Origin of the sequence: Rhodoferax ferrireducens, assembly GCF_049302455.1 — a bacterium.
GTDB classification, from domain to species: domain Bacteria; phylum Pseudomonadota; class Gammaproteobacteria; order Burkholderiales; family Burkholderiaceae_C; genus Rhodoferax; species Rhodoferax ferrireducens_B.
On sequence record NZ_JBAQMD010000058.1, the window covers coordinates 1 to 15,525 of the forward strand.

Sequence of the window (15,525 nt, forward strand, 5' to 3'; positions counted from 1 at the left end):
AAGCAAGCATCTAAATGAGAGTGTATCTCATTTAGATCAAAACAAACAGCCTCTCCCGTGACCACCTGCGGCGAGTTTGACTTAGCGCAAACTCGCGCCGAACAAGTCTCGCCACTCTAACTTCCCACCTCGGGGTCGCCGAGGTCGACGCTATAGTTGCCAGCGGCCTTTCTACCCACCCGAGGTGTTTCTCATGCTGCTGCTCAATCCACGCCATCTGGTTCGCAACTATCCCGATCAACGCTCACGCGAGATCATGGAGAAAACGGTTGCCTTCTTCGAAAAAACCGGCCTGACCAAGCTCAAGGCGGATTTTCATGGCGCGGTCTGGTACGAAGACTTCCTCAACTTCTGCAAGAACGAGGGCATTTTTGCCTCCATGATGACGCCCGCCGAGCACGGCAAGGAAGGTGAACACGCGGTCTGGGACACCTGGCGCGTGTGTGGTTTTGCCGAGATTCTGGGCTTCTATGGACTCCCCTACTGGTACGCCTACCAGGTCTCGGTGCTGGGCATCGGCCCCATCTGGATGAGCAAGAACAAGATGGCGCAGGCGAAGGCGAAACGCCTGCTTGACGAAGGCGGCATTTTTGCCTTCGGCCTGTCCGAGAAAGAGCATGGCGCCGACATCTACTCGTCCGACATGATCGTCACCAAGCTGGAAGACGGTACGTACCTAGCGTCGGGGGGCAAGTACTACATTGGCAACGCCAACCAGGCGCGCATGGTGTCCACCTTCGGCAAGATGGCCGATACCGGGGAATACATTTACTTTGTCGCCGACTCGCAGGATCCCAAGTACGAGCTGGTAAAAAACGTGGTCTACAGCCAGAACTACGTCGCCGAGTTCCGTTTGCATGACTACCCCTTGACTGAAGAAGACATCCTGCACCACGGTGACGATGCCTGGAACGCGGCGCTCAACACCGTCAACGTCGGAAAATACAACCTTGGCTGGGCCTCCATCGGCATTTGCACCCACGCCTTTTATGAGGCTTTCGATCACGCCGCCAACCGGCACCTGTACAAGCTGACGGTGACGGATTTTCCGCATGTGCGCCAGCTCTTTACCGATGCCTACGCGCGCCTGGTGGCGATGAAACTGTTCGCACTGCGCGCGGCTGACTACATGAAGGCAGCCTCCAACGAGGACCGGCGCTACCTGTTGTTCAACCCGATCCAAAAAATGAAAGTCACCACGCAAGGTGAAGAGGTCATCAACCTGCTGTGGGACGTGATTGCCGCCAAGGGCTTCGAGAAAGACATGTATTTTGCGATGGCTGCCGTCGAGATTCGGGGCTTGCCCAAGTTAGAGGGCACGGTGCATGTCAACATGGCGCTCATCATCAAGTTCATGGCCAACTACTTCTTCGCGCCAGCCGAGTATCCAGAAGTACCGCGCCGCGATGAGGGCAGCAACGACAGCTTCCTGTTTGACCAGGGCCCGACCAAGGGCTTGGGCAAGATCAAGTTTCACGACTATCACATCGCCTATGGCAGCGTCGATTCTCCCAACCTGAGCGTTTTCAAGGCACAGATTGAGACCTTCAAACCGTGCTTATCCGGTTGTCACACCCACCTACTACCGGTAGTATGTTGAGCATCTGTGCCAACTGGGGATGGTCATGGTTATCGATGTGCTTGAGCGAGACGATCTGGCGTTCCCGCGCTCGCTGCCGGAGTTCCAGCGACTGTTCCCGGACGAAGCGGCCTGTGCGACCTACCTTGAGCGCGCCCGATGGAGCGATGGATTCGTGTGCCAGCACTGCGGGGCACCCGGCGATCCGCGGTATGTTTCCACTCGCCCTGGTGTGCTGCGTTGCCGGAAATGTCGCTGTGACACGAGCCTCACTGCGGGAACCGTCATGGAACGCACCCATACACCGCTTTCCGTGTGGTTCTGGGCAGCCTATTTGGTCGCCAGCCAGACGCCGGGCATGTCGGCCGTCCAGTTTCAGCGGCAACTCGAACTGCCGCGTTACGAGACGGCCTTCCAGATTCTTCACAAACTGCGGGCCGGCATGGTACGTCCCGACCAGGATCGGATTGGTGGCAACCCCGCAGAACACGTCGAGGCCGATGAAACCTACGTCGGCGGCCGTACTCGCGGCAAGGGCCGAGGCGTTCACGACATGGCGCTCGTCGCCGGTGCGGTCGAGGTTAAACAGCGCAAGCACGGTGGCAGCCTCAACAAGCGCAGGACTGGGCGATACGCCGGACGTGTTCGGCTCGCGGTGGTGCCAGACCGAAGTGCCAAATCGTTGGGCGGCTTCATCGAGCGCGTCGTTACGCCAGGCGCCACCATCATCACCGACGACTGGAGCGCTTACGCGACCCTTGGAAAGCGAGGGTATCTTCATACCGCCGTCGCGGAACGTGGTGACATGCAAGTTGCCGAGACCTTCCTGCCCATCATTCACCTCGTGTTCTCCAATCTCAAAACATGGCTACGTGGCATTCACCACGGCGTCAGCCCGCAGCACCTGCAAGCCTATCTCAACGAATTCACGTTCCGCTTCAATCGCCGCTTCTACCCATTCAACGCTTTCCGCTCCCTGCTTGGTATTGCTGGCAACGTCACTGCGCCCACCTATGCCGAACTTTACGCAAAGAAACCATGACCCACTACATCTAGTGGGCGGGTGTGACAACCGGATAAGCACGCTTCAAACAAATGGCGATGCTGGCGCCGCCCACGCCAGCGCAGGCCAAAGACATCGACTTCCTGCTGACCGTGGGCGAGATGTTCACGTTGGTGGTGTATGGCCAGTTGATCCTGGAAAACGCCAGGATTTATAAGATTGAGCCCGAATTGCTCGATCAGATATTCGACTTCATGGTGCGCGACTTCTCCAAGTTCGCGCTGCAGATGTACTCCAAACCCAGCAGCACCGAAGGCCAGATGGCGCAGTGCCTGAAGATGATCAGGAAACCGGTGACCGACGACGTGCGCTACGCCAAGGTCTGGAGCGAGCATGTGAGCAAGATGCAGGACCAGTACAAGATGCCCGCTTGAGGTGTCGCATTGCTACAAAATATATAGCTGGTGACGCCCGTTTGACATGGGTTGGCGTCTGTTTTTGTTTATAGTGACGGTCCTTTGTCTATTTGGAGCCTTGATGCTTATCTGGAAACGCCCGATCTCGGTGGCTGAACTCACCGCGATCAGCGTCAACACGGCGGTTGACCACCTGGGGATGGAATTTCTGGAGGTCGGCGACGACTTCATCCGCGCGCGCGTGCCGGTGGACCACCGCACCCAGCAACCCTACGGTTTGCTGCACGGCGGCGTGAGCGTGGTGCTGGCCGAAACCCTGGGATCGTGTGGCGCCGCCTACGCCAGCCCGGCCGGTCAACTCGCCGTCGGGCTGGACATCAACGCCAACCACATCAAGGGCGTCACCAGCGGCTGGGTCACCGGCACCGCCCGCCCGGTGCACATCGGCCGCACCACCCAGGTCTGGCAGATCGACATGCAAAACGACGCCGGTGAGCTGACCTGCGTGTCGCGTATCACGATGGCAGTGCTGCCTCCGCGTTAAACGTCCGACAGGTCGCCAACCTTCGGCAGAATCAACGCTTGAACACGTGAACCTAGAACCTTTTGACATACAGCGTCTGTTGTCGGCGCTGCCGCTCTTCAGTGATCTGTCCCAGTTGGAGCGAGAACGTATCGCCCAAGGATGCCGCTTGGTGCGTCTGGCCCGCGGCGAGATGTTTTTTCGGGTCGGCGAAGCGTGTGAGGCATTCCACGTCGTGGTTTCCGGGCAGATCAAGCTTTACGTGTCATCACCTGCCGGCCAGGAGAAGGTGATCGAAATCATCGGCCCGGGCCGAAGCTTTGCGGAGGCCCTGGTGTTTCTCGGGCAGCCCCACATCGTGAATGCGCAGTCACTGACGGACACCTTGCTGGTCAGTGTTGCCAAGGCCGCCGTGCTGGCTGAAGTGGAGCGGGACCCGCGCTTCTCGCTGCACATGCTGGCTGGCATTTCCCGTCGCCTTCACAGCTTGATTCATGACGTCGAAGGCTATGCCTTGCAAAGTGGCATGCAAAGACTGATTGGCTACTTGCTGCGCGATGTGGAGGCGGCAGTTGGCCATGGTAGTGGCAGCGTCAGCGTTCATTTGCCCGCCAGCAAGGCAACAATTGCCTCCCGCCTGTCATTGACTCCCGAATATTTTTCTCGTGTACTGCACGAGCTCGAAACCCAAGGGCTGATTCAGATCGACAAGCGCGAGATCCGGATTCTGGACGTGCACCGACTCGCCAATTTCGAGTCGCATTGACACGCTTGGCCGCCCCGGGTGAACGCTTCATGGGTCGGCGTCAACTGATCGTGCCCATTCTTAAGTCATATTAAGTTAATACAAACCGGACCGGTTTACAGTTCTTCACATTCATTCAAGGAGAACTTCATGCGTCGAATCGGTCGATTTGCAGCCCCAATGGGATGGGCGATTGCCTGTCTGCTGTCGCTGTCCCTTGCCGTCCCGGCATTCGCGGTTGATCAAACGGCCGCCAAAAAAGTCGGCGCCGATCAGATGATCAAAAAGTCGCCAGCCGATGCGGCGATCGGGAAAAAATGCATCAGTTGCCACGGCGCCGAGGACGATCCAGGCATCTACGGCGAGTGGAAGAAGAGTACCCATGCCGCCAAGAATGTGGACTGTTACGACTGCCACAAGGCCAAGCAAGGCGAGAAAGCCGCCTTCGCGCACCATGGCGCCTCTATTCAGGTGATCGTCACCCCCAACACCTGCGCCAATTGCCATGCCGCCGAGGTGGCGCAGCAGCAGCGTTCGCACCACGCCAAGGCTGGCAATATTCTGGCCTCGCTGGACAATCTGCTGGGCGAGGTGATTGGTGGACCGGCCGCCGTCAATGCCGGCTGTCTGCAATGTCATGGCAGCACCGTGGTCCTCGACGACAAGGGGCGTCCGACGCCGCAAACCTGGCCCAATACCGGCATTGGCCGCATCAATCCGGACGGCTCATTGGGATCTTGTTCGGCCTGCCACGCCCGCCATAGTTTCTCGTCGGCGCAGGCGCGCACCCCCGACACCTGTGGCAAATGTCATTTGGGGCCGGATCATCCGCAACTCGAAATCTATAACGAGTCCAAACATGGCATTCTCTACCGCGCCAAGATCAAGGAAATGAACCTGGATTCCAAGAAATGGGTGGTGGGCGTTGACTACACAGCAGCGCCGACTTGTGCCACCTGCCACATGAGTGCCACCCGCGAGCAGAAGGTCACGCACGACGTGGGTGAGCGTATTTCCTGGACCCTGCGTCCTGCCATCTCCACCAAACTCAACATGATTCGCCTGAGCACCGGCGATGAATTCGATCAACCTGAGGGCCAGCCCTTGCCCAAGGTCGGTGACGAAGTCAAAGGCGCCAAGGTGACCCAAGTTCTGACCTGGACGCAGCGCCGGGACAAGATGAAGGATGTCTGCGTCGCCTGCCACAGCGCCAATACGGTGGAAGGCCAATACAAGCAGTTTGATGACCTGGTCGAGCTTTACAACGACAAATATGCCAAGCCGATTGCTGCCGTCATGAAAGAGCTCGAAGACAAGGGCTACCTGACGCACCAACCCATGGACGCAAAAATCAAGTGGACCTGGTTCGAGATCTGGCATCACGAAGGCCGCCGCGCCCGTCACGGTGCTGCCATGAACGGGCCGGACTACACCTGGTGGCATGGCATTTACGAAGTCAGTCAACACACCTATTTCAAGTGGATTCCGGAACTGAAAGAGGTGGTTCGCCAGAAAGACGGCAACGAAGATTTCGCCAATGCACTGCTGGACAAGCATTTCAAACCGATTGCCGGCCATGACTGGTTCTTCAACGGCATGGGCAAGGATGCGATTGAAAAAGTGCGCAAGGGCTATGACGAGCGCTATGGCAAAGGCGCCTTGAAATAAGACTGTCACAACGGGTCGCTGAACGGCTCTTCTGCACAAGAGGGGCCGTTTTCTGTCTGGCCACAAAGGATGGGGGAACCATGTATTCAACAATTCGGCAGCGTACGCTGCTCGGCTGTGCCGCACTGATCACCGGGTTTGTGATTTGGTCAGCGCAAGGGGCTGCGCCAAATACCCTGATCGCGCTAGGCGATCAACAATGGGCTGCGGGGCAACTTGAACTGGCGCAGAAGACCTTTGAACACGCAGTCAAAGCGGAGCCCCGCTCGGTCGACGCTCATATGAAGTTGGCTGGTTTGCAGCTTTCCCGCCAGGAATTCAAGGCCTGCATCGAGACCTACCAGCGAGCAATCGGGCTCGATGCAAACAATGCCAGAGCCTGGCTGGGCCTGGGATTCGCGTATCTTCACGCCGGTCAAAATGACTTATCACTGGCCGCTTTGGACGAGGCCATTCGCATCGATCCCGGCAACCAGGAAAAATTGGCCCCGGTGCTGGCGAAGCTGGGCGCGCCTTGACCGTTTGCAACAGTGGCGCGTAGTCGTCCGAAGCCAGCTCGGCCTGCTCCGGCCCATGTGATGGCGGCAAATGCCGCTACCGCCAGGCCTGGTCCAGAAAGGAAAGAGCGCGACTACCGGCCCAGGTCTTGAATGGCGTCCACGACCAGTCCGGTCCCGATGGCAATCAGCAGGATGTCGGAGGCGACGCGCACATAGCGGTGTCCGGCCGGTGCCACGCCCAGTTGGACGACGATGGCTGGCGGCAAGCTGTAGACCACCACATCACGCGGCAAAGGCTGGCCAAGTGCCCACTTTCGGGCCTGCCCCGGCGGCATGCAGCCATTGTTTTTCTTGGCCAGGCCCGGCGGGCAGCGACCCACGCGGTATTGCTCGCTGTAGTAATTGCGTATCACCGCGCGCTGGTCATCGCCAAAATGCCCGGCAGCCCGGTCCGGCTTGCCCGGCGATGGGCTGTCCTGGCGTTCTTGCTTCTGGGTCTGCTGGGGCTTGCCAGACTTGCCGGGCTTGTCACCGCCCACCCAGTCCGGTTTGGCGGCCATGGCCCCAGCCGTGACCAGCAGACCCGCGAGCAGGAAGGCCAGGGCACGGCCCGTTCTGATTTCAGTGATTTTCACAATGAACCTTTTGATGAATTAAGGGAACGTGAAGTTGGTCGTGACTGTAGCACCTGAGGCCAAAGTCGGGAGTACCGTCGTCTTGTCCGCAAAGCCCGTCAAGCTGGCGCTGAGTGCGTACTTGCCGGCCGCAGCGAGGTCGGCAGTGAACACCAGTGCGCCCGGCGCCGCCACATAAGGCGCCACCAGTGGCGCGTTAACCACCACCGGGTGGGTGTAGAGACCCGTGTCGCCGTCAACGAAGCGGCCCGCCACCTCTACCGTCGTGACGGCCCCACCCGTGAGTGTCGACGGCAGCGGCTGCAGCACGCGCACCAGGGTATCCACCGGGGCGGTGCCGGTCACGGTCGCGCTAGCGGAAATCGCCGGGTTCAGGGCGGTGCCGGAGGCGTTAACGGCAGTCACGGTGTCCGCAACCACGGCCACGTTGGTGACGACGGCCGTGGTGCGCCCGGGCGCCGTCAAGACCAGGGTGTAGTTGCCAGGGGCGACCGGCTGCAGCATGAACTTGCCGAAGTTGTCGGGTGCCGTGGCCTTGATGACCACGCCGCCCTGCTGCAATGACAGGCTGGTGTTGCCATTGGCCAAAGTCGCTGCGTCCACGAAGCCGGTGACGCCGGAGACATAACGGGGAAGCACGCTGAGCTGCGGCTTGAGCAGGTATTGGCCCGAGTTGCCGGCGATCACAACGGATTTGCAGGCGTCAAAGTCGATCACGAAATTGGCCAGTTGGTTGGCGGCGATATCGATTTTGAACTGCTTGGCCTTGACGCCGGACTGCTGGCCGCTTGGCGTCTTGAGCGCGACATCGGTCTTGGTCAGGTCGCTGGTGAGGACGACGGAATTGGCCAGCGCAACCGTGGGATTGGTGGAATTTTCGGCCAGAACGAGCCGCATCTGGTTGTAGCTGCCGGTGGGCAGTGTGACTTCACCGAGTTCTGCCAGATCGCCGTTTTGCAGCTTGAGCAAATCCACGCGCAGGGCGGGGTTCAGCACGATCTCGGACCAGCCGTTGGGATCGTCAGGATTGGCGCTGTCGCTTTGGTGGACGCGGACTTTCTGGATGGTCACGTTGACGGCGTCATAGCCGCAAGCCGGAGCGTCGGTCAGCGCCAGGCGCAAGGTGCCGGTGCTGTCGGTGCCGGCGCTGCCGCCACCACCACCGCAGGCCGCGAGGCCCGCCACCAAAACACCACCCAGGGCCAGCTTCGAATTTCGGGATAATTTCATGGAATGCCTCTTTAAGAAATAGATGTCAGTACAAGGAATGGCGCTGACTCTGATTCGGCGCAACACCTAATACCAATCATGCTGGGCACACTGCCTAGCGTCTGTTCGCTGGCGCACCGACCGCCGCGCCAAGCCCGGTGGTGGGGTGTTGCGGTTCTCTGAGGGACTGAGCAAGCTGGCCACGCATGGGCGCCAGCAGGGCGAATTACAACTGGACTTCTTCCGCAATGGCATTGGCCATATAAGCCATCTTCCTTTGCATGTCCTGCCCGGTATCGGCAAAGCGCAGCGCGATGGCCCGGAATTCATCCTGAATTTCGATGAAGACATCCACCATGTCGGGGTCGAAATGGCTGGCGCGGCCCTGAAAGATAATGCCCACCGCCTGGTCATGGGGCAGACCGGCCCGGTACACGCGCTCCGAGATCAAGGCATCGTAGACATCGGCAATCGCCATGAGGCGCGCCGAGAGCGGGATTTCCTCCCCCGACAAACCCTGTGGATAGCCGCTGCCGTCCCATTTTTCATGGTGGGAATAAGCCAGTTCCTTGACCGTCTGAAGCAGGGGCGCCTGGTAGCCCAGGGTCAACTCGGCCTGTTCGATCGCGTCGCGCGCCAGCGTGGTGTGGGATTTGATGATCTCGTACTCAGCGGGTGTCAAGGCGCCGGGTTTGAGCAGAATCCGGTCTGGAATGCCAATCGTGCCCATATCGTGCAACAGCGCCGACTGAAACAGAACCCGGCAATAGGACTCGGTCAAAGCCGCAGCAAAGCGCGGATGTTTCTTCAGACGCTGCACCAGTGCCTGGACATACTGTTGCACCCGCAAAATGTGCTGGCCGGTGTCCGAGCTGCGCGTTCCGGCCAGTGTGACGACAGCGAAAGCCGCTACCGCCATGGCGGCATACATGGGATCAGCGCCGGGCGGCGGGCTGGGGTCGGGTCGGGTCATGGCAGGGTTCACCTTTTCAAACTTGACGGCAAGAGTTCTTTACGGCGCCAGTTTAGGCGACGACCGGCCTGTCGCGGTGAATTCAGCATCGGCCACCAGCGCCTCTAGGGCTGGCGCGCCTGCAACGGCGTGCGGTACAGCCAGACCGGGCGGCCATCCGGGGCAGACAAGACGGCCTGCGGCACGAGCTCAGACGCCTCGAATTCGAGGCTCACCAACCAGGCGCCGGGCTTGAGTTGCGCGCGCGCCTTGGCCACCGCGCGCGCCATGCTTTCCGGGCGCTGAAACAAATAGACCAAGGCATAAGGCGCCCAGTCGGCGCGCCAGATATCGCCCTGACGCACGCGTGCCCACGGGCAACGCAGGGCACACAAGGCACGCAAGGGCCAGCTCCATTCCAGTCCACGCAGCTGCGCCGCCGGATAGGCCTCGCGCAAGGCGCGCAGGCCGGCACCCAGGCCACAACCGGCATCGAGCACCAGGGCGCCCGCAGGCAAGGGCGCTTGCCCGGCCAAGTCGCGCAGGGCGTGCTGAGGGGTCGGAAACAGCGGCGCGTCGCGCCAGGCATTCAGGGGATAAATCAGCAGCAGCAACACCAGCGGCAGCAGCCAGGCCCAGGCGGGCAGGCTCGCCGACCCCGAGAGCGCCAACGAGACGGGAAAGCCCAGGCCGATGATGGCGCGGCGCCACCAGCTCGCGGCCCAGCCACTGAGCGCCACGCCCACCGCGGCGGCAACGGCCAGCGCCACCCAGGCCGATAGCCCCAGCTGCTGCAGCCCCAAAAATGAGGCCCAGGCCGCGCCCCAAGTCAGCAGGGCCGGCAGCGGCCAACGCAGGTGGACCAGCATGTGAGGACGATGGACAGTGGGCGGGTAGACCGATGGCGCTCAAAGCACGCCGGTGCGCAGACGAGCTGCGAACCGGATGCTGGCGTTAGCGCGTTGCCGCGCGCCTGAGTTTGTCGATCAAGCCGTTAAGCTCGTCGAGTGAGCCGAACTGGATGCTCAACTCGCCCATTTCCTCCAGCCGCCCGGCCCGCTTGACGCGCTTTTTCACCCGCACTTCAACGGCGGCGGTGAGCAGGTCGGACAACTCCTCTTCGACCCGCTTCATGTCGCGCGACTTTTCCGGTTTCGGCCTGACCGAGGTCAGCGAGAAATCAGCACTCAACTTTTTGGCCAGGCGCTCGGCCTCGCGCACCGACAGGCTGCGCGCGCTGATCTGGGTCGCCGCCGTGATCTGGGTCGCCCGGTCCAGCACCAGCAACGCCCGCGCGTGGCCCATGTCAAGGTCGCCCGCCATCAGCATGGTTTGCACCGGATCGGCCAGGTTCAGGAGGCGCAACAGGTTGCTGGCGGCGCTGCGCGAGCGCCCTACGGCCTGCGCCGCCTGCTCATGCGTGTGGCCAAACTCCTTCACCAGCCGCTGCAGACCCTGCGCTTCTTCCAGCGGGTTCAGGTCTTCGCGCTGAATGTTCTCAATCAACGCCATGGCAGCGGCGTCTTCATTGGCCACGTCACGCACCAGCACCGGCACGCTGTCGAGCCCCGCCAGTTTGGCGGCGCGAAAGCGGCGCTCACCGGCAATGATCTCGTACTTGCCCTGGCTGACACCGTCCAGGAGTTGGCGCACCAGAATCGGCTGCATGATGCCCTGCGCCTTGATCGATTCGGCCAGCTCGTACAGGGCCCCCTCGTCCATGCGGGTGCGGGGTTGGTACTGACCCGGCACCAGGTCAATAAGCAGCAAGGTGGTCGGCAAACCGGCATTGCCAGCGCCGGGACCCGAGCCGTCCAGCGCAGCCGACTCAGCCACTTTGGGTCCCAGCAGGGCATCGAGTCCGCGGCCCAGGCCTTTGGGTTTCTTGGTAACCATGGTGTTCTCTTTCCTTTTTAATAGTGGGCGGCGCAGACCGTCAGCCCGGCACTTGACTCGCCTGATTTCTCCTGGGACAGGCCTTGCGTTCTGCCCTCAACCAACTGCAACAGCGCATGCCCTTGCGGCCAATCGCCCAGACCCGACTCGGCGTTGATCTGCCCGTGCGGACCGCCGTCGATGAACTCAGCCCCCCAGGCGTGAGCGAACGCCTGCGCGCGCTCGAAACTGCAACCAGGATCGTCACGGCTGCCAAGCAGCATGCTGCTGAACGGCAGCGGCTGCCAGGGGATCGGAGACCAACTCGCCAGCAGCGCCCGCAAGGCCTCGCGCTCGACATCGGTCGGCGCCACCAGCAGCGCCGCTTTTACCCGGTGAGTGTGGCGCGAGTGCGTGGCCCACGCCGCCACCAGCAGGCAGCCCAGGCCGTGAGCGACCAGCGTCAAACCAGGCGCTGGCGCCGCCTTTGACTGCAGCACCGCTTCTTCAAGCTGCATCAGCCAGTCACCGCGCAGCGGGCGCAACCAGTCGTGCTGTTCCACGCGCCGGTAGCCGTGCGCCGCCTGCCACCGGCTCAGCCAGTGTGCGGGGCCCGCATCCTGCCAGCCGGGGAGCAGCAAAACTTGCGGGGTCGGCAGGTCATGGGTCATCATTTGCTACTATTTAAATAGCTATCTATGCAATGATGACGGGGGCTAGAGGCCAATTTGACATATAAAAAACGGCGATTACAGGGTTTCAATGCGCGCCACCATCTCCTGGGCAAACGCAACATACGCCTGCGCACCCTTGGCCAAGGGGTCAAACACAACGCCTGGCACACCGTAGCTGGGCGCTTCTGCCAGCCGTACATTGCGGGGAATCACGGTGTTGAACACCTTGTCGGCAAAATGCGCCTTCAGCTGCTCGCTGACTTGCTGCTGCAGCGTGATGCGCGGGTCAAACATGACACGCAACAAGCCGATGATGGCCAGGTCTTTGTTCAGGTTGGCGTGCACCTGCTTGATGGTGTTGACCAGGTCCGTTAAACCCTCCAACGCGAAGTACTCACACTGCATCGGCACGATCACACCGTGGGCGCAGCACAGGCCGTTGAGCGTCAGCATCGACAAACTGGGCGGGCAATCGATCAGGATGAAATCGTAATCTTTCTCCACCTCGGTCAGAGCTTCTTTCAGTCGCCGCTCGCGTCGCTCCATGGCCACCATCTCGACCTCGGCACCCGTCAGCTCACGGTTGGCGCCCAGAATATCGTAACCACAGCCGGCCTCGATCAGGCGGTCGCTTTTGACCCGGGCCTCTGCCACCGAAGCCGCTTCGAGCAAGACGTCATAGATCGTGAGTTCGAGCTGGCGCTTGTCAACGCCGGAGCCCATGGTGGCATTGCCCTGCGGGTCCAGGTCCACCATCAACACACGCTGCCCCACCTTGGCCAGACCGGCGGCCAGATTGACCGTCGTGGTGGTCTTGCCGACGCCACCTTTTTGATTGGCAACACAGAAAATTTTAGCCATGGCGTGCGTGCTGAAGTTGGAGTGGGTTGGTGGACATTATTGCAGTGGCACTTGAGGTGTTTCACGTGAAACAGCGGGGCTTCAATCCAGATGGCTTCCGCCGGGACGCCGCAACAAGACGACGATGGCGCCCGTACAGACGCCGCAATCAGCCATCTCAGACATAGGAGCTCTCTGGTTGGAAAGGTCCGAGTTTACGTTAGCTTGTTGGCAGAATACTTTTTCTGCCGCCAAAAAGTTCCTGCGACACGCCCTCAAACCGCCGATTGACGCATCCAGACAATGCACCGATCAGCACCCAGCCCGGGCACCACCAGTTGTTCCACGTGGAACACGTCAACAGTTGCAGGCAGCGCCGCCACTTCTTCCGCTGGATCCTTGGCCTTCATGGCCAGCCAGAGCCCCTGCGGCGCCAGCGCGGCCGAGGACAGCCGGGTGAAATCCGCCAGCGAGGCAAAGGCGCGCGAACAGATGACGCGGTACGTGTCGCTCAAGCTTTCCACCCGCGCATGCAGGCCGTGCAGATTGGCCAGCTTCAAGGTCGCCGCCACCTGCCGAATAAACGCCACTTTTTTGGTCACGGTATCAACACAGTCAACAGTGAGCTCGGGGCAACAAATCGCGATCACGACCCCTGGCAAGCCGGCGCCGGAGCCAACATCCAGCAGCCGCACGTTGACGGTATCCGTGTCCGGCGCCTGGTCATGCAGCCCGGCCAGCTGCCTGCGCAGGGGCTGGATCACCGCCAGACTGTCCAGCAAGTGGTGCGTCAACATCTCAGCCGGATCACGGACCGCCGTCAAGTTATAGACCTGGGTCCATTTTTGAATCAGGGCCAAGTAGTCGAGTAGCAGGGCAATTTGCCTGTCTTCCAGCACCAGTGCAAGGTCCGCCAAGCCTCCTCGCAAAGCCTGTTCCAACTCGCGCATCAGATGACCCCCTGCTGGACATCTCCCAACTCACTGACCGCAGCCACTTTGCCTGCGGCCGAAAAGCCTTTGAAACCGCTTTTCTTCAGATGCACCAGCAAGAGGGAAATGGCGGCCGGGGTGATGCCCGACAGGCGCGAGGCCTGGCCCAGGGTTTCCGGCCGATGTTTGGACAACTTCTGCCGGGCCTCAAAACTCAAAGCCGATACCTGTAAATAATCCAGTTCCTGCGGCAATTTGAGATTTTCGTAGTGCGCAGCTCGCCCGACCTCTTCTATTTGCCGATCAATGTAGCCCGCGTACTTGGCCACAATCTCCACCTGCTCAATCACGACGGCAGCAAACACAGCCTCCGGCAATGGCACGGCCGGTGTTTCACGTGAAACAGAAACATTCAATTCTGCGCTGGCATATTTGCCACCCTCCAGCGACATCAGGTTGGCGTAATTCACATCCGGGCGCCGCAACAAATCCGCCAGACTGTATTCGTGCTCAATCGACTTGCCGAGCACCCGCTCCGACTCGGACGCCGTCAGATTCTTGGGGCTGACCCAGAGCGAGCGCAGGCGCTCTGTTTCACGTGAAACAGCCTCGCGCTTGCGACTGAAAGCCTCCCAGCGCGAGTCATCGACCAGACCCAGCCGGCGCCCAGTCTCGGTCAAACGCATATCGGCATTGTCTTCACGCAGCTGCAAGCGGAACTCGGCTCGACTGGTGAACATGCGGTAAGGCTCGGTCACACCCTTGGTGATCAGGTCATCCACCAGCACCCCCAGATAGGCCTCGTCGCGCCCCGGCACCCAGGTCTCTTGCTGCCAGTTGGTCCGGGCGCCGGCCTGCAGCGCCGCATTGACACCGGCAAACAGGCCTTGCGCCGCGGCCTCTTCATAACCCGTGGTGCCATTGATCTGGCCGGCAAAGAACAGGCCGCCAATGACCTTGGTCTCGAAGCTGCTCTTGAGTTGCTGCGGGTCAAAGTAGTCATATTCAATGGCGTAACCGGGACGCAGGATGTGGGCGTTTTCCAGGCCAACCATGGAGCGCACCAGGGCGTACTGAATGTCAAACGGCAAACTTGTCGAGATGCCGTTGGGGTAATACTCGTTCGTCGTCAGGCCTTCGGGCTCCAGAAAGATCTGGTGGCTGTCCTTGTCGGCAAAGCGATTGATTTTGTCTTCCACACTCGGGCAATAGCGCGGCCCCACGCCCTCGATCTTGCCGGTGAACATGGGGCTGCGGTCAAAACCACTGCGAATGATCTCGTGCGTGCGCTCGTTGGTGTGGGTGGTCCAGCACGACATCTGGGGCGGGTGTTGTTCGGCCCGACCCATGAAACTGAACACCGGCATCACCGGGCTCATGCCCCCCGGCATGCCGTCACCCGGTTGCTCGCCACATTGGCTGAAGTCAATCGAGCGGCCATCCAGGCGCGGCGGCGTTCCGGTTTTCAAGCGCCCTTGCGGCAGCTTCAACTCCTTCAGGCGGGCCGACAGACGCACTGCGGGCGGGTCGCCGGCCCGGCCGGCGGCGTAGTTGTTCAAGCCCACATGGATCTTGCCGTCCAGAAACGTGCCGGCCGTCAACACCACAGTTTTGGCGCGAAACTTGATACCGGCCTGCGTCACCGCCCCCACCACCCGGTCGCCCTCCACCATCAGGTCATCCACCGCCTGCTGGAACAGCCAGAGGTCGGGTTGGTTTTCGAGCCGGCGGCGGATGGCCGCTTTGTACAGCAGCCGGTCCGCCTGCGCACGGGTGGCGCGCACGGCCGGTCCCTTGCTGGAGTTGAGAATGCGAAACTGGATCCCGCCTTCATCGGTGGCGGCCGCCATGGCACCCCCCAAAGCGTCTACCTCCTTGACCAGATGACCTTTGCCAATGCCCCCGATGGAGGGGTTGCAACTCATCTGCCCCAGCGTCTCAATGTTGTGACTCAGCAGCAGCGTCTTGCAGCCC

16 protein-coding genes are annotated in these 15,525 nt (G+C 60.8%); 7 read left to right on the plus strand and 9 right to left on the minus strand.

What is annotated here, in order from left to right:
• Nucleotides 1-193: 193 nt before the first annotated feature.
• The 7 genes from WA157_RS10305 to WA157_RS10335 all read left to right on the plus strand — a co-directional run bounded on the left by WA157_RS10305 (nucleotide 194) and on the right by WA157_RS10335 (nucleotide 6,452).
• A complete protein-coding gene (locus tag WA157_RS10305) occupies nucleotides 194-1,600 on the plus strand; it encodes an acyl-CoA dehydrogenase family protein (RefSeq protein ID WP_422620863.1) in 1,407 nt (468 codons plus the stop codon).
• Nucleotides 1,601-1,625: 25 nt separating this feature from the next.
• A complete protein-coding gene (locus tag WA157_RS10310; RefSeq protein ID WP_422620864.1) occupies nucleotides 1,626-2,621 on the plus strand; it encodes an IS1595 family transposase in 996 nt (331 codons plus the stop codon).
• A gap of 59 nt (nucleotides 2,622-2,680) precedes the next feature.
• Nucleotides 2,681-3,016: a hypothetical protein gene (locus tag WA157_RS10315; RefSeq protein WP_422620865.1), complete on the plus strand. Its 336-nt coding sequence runs from the start codon at nucleotides 2,681-2,683 to the stop codon at nucleotides 3,014-3,016.
• A 103-nt stretch (nucleotides 3,017-3,119) separates the two neighbouring features.
• Nucleotides 3,120-3,542, plus strand: coding sequence for a hotdog fold thioesterase (locus WA157_RS10320; RefSeq protein ID WP_422620866.1), 423 nt, complete (start codon nucleotides 3,120-3,122; stop codon nucleotides 3,540-3,542).
• Nucleotides 3,543-3,588: 46 nt separating this feature from the next.
• Nucleotides 3,589-4,287 carry a Crp/Fnr family transcriptional regulator gene (locus tag WA157_RS10325; protein WP_422620867.1) on the plus strand — a complete coding sequence of 233 codons (699 nt, stop codon included), beginning with the start codon at nucleotides 3,589-3,591 and terminating at the stop codon, nucleotides 4,285-4,287.
• A gap of 129 nt (nucleotides 4,288-4,416) precedes the next feature.
• The gene (locus WA157_RS10330) at nucleotides 4,417-5,934 is read left to right on the plus strand and encodes a multiheme c-type cytochrome (protein ID WP_422620868.1); all 1,518 of its coding nucleotides are present in this window, start codon (nucleotides 4,417-4,419) and stop codon (nucleotides 5,932-5,934) included.
• A gap of 80 nt (nucleotides 5,935-6,014) precedes the next feature.
• Entirely contained in the window at nucleotides 6,015-6,452 is a 438-nt protein-coding gene (locus WA157_RS10335) for a tetratricopeptide repeat protein (protein WP_422620869.1), read from the plus strand.
• Between the two features lie 113 nt (nucleotides 6,453-6,565).
• Here WA157_RS10335 and WA157_RS10340 read toward each other — a convergent pair whose 3' ends face one another.
• From WA157_RS10340 to mnmG, 9 genes are all read right to left on the minus strand, one after another.
• On the minus strand, nucleotides 6,566-7,069 hold the full coding sequence (locus WA157_RS10340; protein ID WP_422620870.1) for a hypothetical protein: 504 nt from the start codon (nucleotides 7,067-7,069) through the stop codon (nucleotides 6,566-6,568).
• Nucleotides 7,070-7,087: 18 nt separating this feature from the next.
• On the minus strand, nucleotides 7,088-8,299 hold the full coding sequence (locus WA157_RS10345) for a DUF4382 domain-containing protein (protein ID WP_422620871.1): 1,212 nt from the start codon (nucleotides 8,297-8,299) through the stop codon (nucleotides 7,088-7,090).
• A 205-nt stretch (nucleotides 8,300-8,504) separates the two neighbouring features.
• Entirely contained in the window at nucleotides 8,505-9,251 is a 747-nt protein-coding gene (locus tag WA157_RS10350; RefSeq protein ID WP_422620872.1) for an HD-GYP domain-containing protein, read from the minus strand.
• A gap of 104 nt (nucleotides 9,252-9,355) precedes the next feature.
• Entirely contained in the window at nucleotides 9,356-10,099 is a 744-nt protein-coding gene (locus tag WA157_RS10355; RefSeq protein WP_422620873.1) for a class I SAM-dependent methyltransferase, read from the minus strand.
• Between the two features lie 85 nt (nucleotides 10,100-10,184).
• Nucleotides 10,185-11,126, minus strand: a complete 942-nt coding sequence (locus WA157_RS10360) for a ParB/RepB/Spo0J family partition protein (protein ID WP_422620874.1) — start codon at nucleotides 11,124-11,126, stop codon at nucleotides 10,185-10,187.
• Nucleotides 11,127-11,143: 17 nt separating this feature from the next.
• Nucleotides 11,144-11,779 carry an RBBP9/YdeN family alpha/beta hydrolase gene (locus WA157_RS10365; RefSeq protein ID WP_422620875.1) on the minus strand — a complete coding sequence of 212 codons (636 nt, stop codon included), beginning with the start codon at nucleotides 11,777-11,779 and terminating at the stop codon, nucleotides 11,144-11,146.
• A gap of 75 nt (nucleotides 11,780-11,854) precedes the next feature.
• Nucleotides 11,855-12,640, minus strand: coding sequence for a ParA family protein (locus WA157_RS10370; protein ID WP_011462386.1), 786 nt, complete (start codon nucleotides 12,638-12,640; stop codon nucleotides 11,855-11,857).
• A 254-nt stretch (nucleotides 12,641-12,894) separates the two neighbouring features.
• Entirely contained in the window at nucleotides 12,895-13,569 is a 675-nt protein-coding gene (gene rsmG, locus WA157_RS10375) for a 16S rRNA (guanine(527)-N(7))-methyltransferase RsmG (protein WP_422620876.1), read from the minus strand.
• Nucleotides 13,569-15,525 (minus strand): tRNA uridine-5-carboxymethylaminomethyl(34) synthesis enzyme MnmG (gene mnmG, locus WA157_RS10380; RefSeq protein ID WP_422620877.1); only part of this gene is annotated, 1,957 nt, incomplete at its 5' end. The genes rsmG and mnmG, both read right to left, overlap by 1 nt.